The sequence below is a fragment of the Micromonospora palythoicola genome (assembly GCF_036689795.1).
Classification (GTDB): Bacteria; Actinomycetota; Actinomycetes; order Mycobacteriales; family Micromonosporaceae; genus Micromonospora; species Micromonospora palythoicola.
The window spans coordinates 1-2,159 of the sequence record NZ_JBAGKI010000133.1; the positions used below are offsets into that span (position 1 = coordinate 1).

The following is a 2,159-nucleotide window of genomic DNA, read 5'->3' on the forward strand; positions in this document are numbered from 1 at the left end:
TGTCGGCGACGCGTGAAGACTGACCCCCAGGCGGCGGGCGAATCTGGACCCCCCTTCCAGTATCGGGAGGGTGTTGAGCGTGGAGGACTGGGCGGAGATCCGTCGTCTGCATCGGTCTGAGGGGATGCCGATCAAGGCGATCGCTCGCAAGTTGGCTGTCGGCCGGAACACGGTTCGGCGGGCGTTGGCGGCGGAGGGCCCGCCGCGGTATTCGCGGCCGGCGAAGCCGTCGATCGTGGATGCGGTGGAGCCGCAGATCCGGGAGTTGTTGCAGCAGTGGCCGCAGATGCCGGCGACGGTGATCGCGGAGCGGATCGGGTGGACGCGGTCGTTGACGGTGCTGAAAGACCGGCTGCGCCTGTTGCGGCCGTTGTTCACGCCACCGGATCCCGTGCAGCGCACGGACTATCTGCCGGGTGAGTTGGCGCAGTGTGATCTGTGGTTCCCGCCGGCGGACGTGCCGTTGGGGTTCGGCCAGGTAGGCCGGCCACCGGTGCTGGTGCTGGTCTGCGGCTATTCGCGGTGGCTGTCGGCGGTGATGATTCCGACCAGGCAGGCACCGGATTTGCTGGCCGGGCACTGGGAGCTGCTGAGCCGGCTGGGGGCGGCGCCAAGGGCTCTGGTCTGGGACAACGAGTCCGCAGTCGGGCAGTGGCGGGGCGGCCGGCCGCAGCTGACCGAGGCGATGAACGCCTTCCGCGGCAGTCTGGGGATTCGGGTGGTGCAGTGCCGGCCTGCGGATCCGGAAGCGAAGGGGCTGGTCGAGCGGGCCAACGGCTATCTGGAGACCTCGTTCCTGCCCGGTCGGTTCTTCGCCTCACCGCAGGACTTCAACGCCCAGCTGCAGGGATGGCTGGTGCGGGCCAACAGCCGGCACCACCGCGCACTGCATGCCCGGCCCGTCGACCGGGTCGACGCTGACCGGGCCGCGATGGTGCCCCTGCCGCCGGTCGCTCCGGTGACCGGGTGGCGGCTGTCGACCCGGCTGCCCCGCGATCACTACGTGCGCTTGGACGCCAATGACTACTCCGTGCACCCCTCGGCCATCGGCCGTCGGGTCGACGTCACCGCCGACTGCGACCAGGTCGAAGTGTTCTGCGAGGGCCGCCAGGTCGCCCGCCATGACCGGTGTTGGGCAGCCGGGCAAACCATCACCGACCCGAACCACCGGCAAGCGGCCGATCAGCTGCGGGCCGCCCGACGCCTGGCCACGGTCCCGCCCGTCGCCACCGACGTCGAATACCGGACCCTGACCGACTACGACCGCCTGTTCGGCCTGGACGCCGAGGAGGTGGCGTGATGGCCAGCAAGACCAGCCGCAACGTCGCTTCGGAGATCGCGTTCCTCACCCGCGCATTGAAGGCGCCGTCCCTGGCAGCGTCGGTCGAGCGTTTGGCAGAGCGGGCCCGGGCCGAGTCATGGACGCATGAGGAGTTCCTCGCCGCCTGCCTGCAACGCGAAGTCGCCGCCCGCGAAGCCCACGGCGGCGAGGGACGCATCCGGGCAGCGAAGTTCCCGGCCCGCAAGAGCCTGGAGGAGTTCGACTTCGACCACCAACGCTCCCTGAAGCGGGAAACCCTCGCCCACCTCGGCACCCTCGACTTCGTGGCCTCGAAGGAGAACGTCGTCTTCCTCGGCCCGCCCGGCACCGGCAAAACCCACCTGTCCATCGGCCTGGGCATCCGCGCTTGCCAGGCCGGACACCGGGTCGCGTTCGCCACCGCCGCCCAGTGGGTGTCCCGCCTCGCCGACGCCCACCACGCCGGCCGCCTGCAAGACGAACTCGTGAAGCTCGCCCGGATCCCGCTGCTGATCGTCGACGAGGTCGGCTACATCCCCTTCGAAGCCGAAGCCGCGAACCTGTTCTTCCAACTCGTGTCCAACCGCTACGAACGAGCCAGCCTGATCGTCACCAGCAACAAGCCCTTCGGCCGCTGGGGCGAAGTCTTCGGCGACGACGTCGTCGCCGCAGCCATGATCGACCGCCTCGTCCACCACGCCGAAGTCATCTCGCTCAAGGGCGACAGCTACCGACTCAAAGACCGCGACCTCGGCCGCGTCCCGGCGGCCACGAAGACCAACGACTAGCAAAGACCAACCAGCGAAGGGGGTTCGTTTTCGGCCGTCGCCAGGGGGTCCGTTTTCAGCCGTCGTTGACA

2 protein-coding genes are annotated in these 2,159 nt (G+C 69.2%); both read left to right on the forward strand.

Going from position 1 to position 2,159, the window contains the following annotated elements:
- Nucleotides 1–70: 70 nt before the first annotated feature.
- Nucleotides 71–1,300 (forward strand): IS21 family transposase, encoded by a 1,230-nt coding sequence (istA, locus tag V5O40_RS27860; RefSeq protein ID WP_332908203.1) that lies wholly within the window; start codon nucleotides 71–73, stop codon nucleotides 1,298–1,300.
- Nucleotides 1,300–2,088, forward strand: a complete 789-nt coding sequence (gene istB, locus V5O40_RS27865) for an IS21-like element helper ATPase IstB (protein WP_332908204.1) — start codon at nucleotides 1,300–1,302, stop codon at nucleotides 2,086–2,088. Before istA ends, istB begins: the two co-directional genes overlap by 1 nt.
- Nucleotides 2,089–2,159: the final 71 nt, after the last annotated feature.

Excerpts from the sequence above, each read along its gene's own strand:
- istB (WP_332908204.1), top strand. The coding sequence starts at position 1,300 with ATGGCCAGCAAGACCAGCCGCAACGTCGCTTCGGAGATCGCGTTCCTC.